This window comes from Dietzia massiliensis (genome assembly GCF_018390595.1).
GTDB lineage: Bacteria > Actinomycetota > Actinomycetes > Mycobacteriales > Mycobacteriaceae > Dietzia > Dietzia massiliensis.
The window spans coordinates 1-243 of sequence record NZ_JAHBAV010000402.1 but is presented as its reverse complement, the minus strand read 5'-3'; the positions used below and the strand labels follow the sequence as shown (position 1 = coordinate 243).

Genomic DNA, 243 nt, shown 5'->3' with positions numbered 1-243 from the left:
TCTCCGCCCTGCTGGCCACCGAGGAAGCCGCCGTCCTGGCCGAAGCCCTCGACCAACGCGTCGCCGAACACCAGGCCGCCGACACCGCCACCGCCCAGGCCGCGGCCGCCGCCCGGGCCGGCGCCCCCGACACCGGCCCCGACACCGAGAGCGCCCCGGCCGAGCCGGAGCCGAACTACTCCACAGCCGAACGCCGCGCCGACGCCCTGATGTCCCTGATCTGCGGCGACACCCCCACCAACC

Annotated in this window: 1 pseudogene; it reads left to right on the top strand. The window is 77.0% G+C overall.

Going from position 1 to position 243, the window contains the following annotated elements:
* A pseudogene (locus KHA85_RS17705) lies at positions 1 to 243 on the top strand (HNH endonuclease signature motif containing protein); the annotation flags it as partial.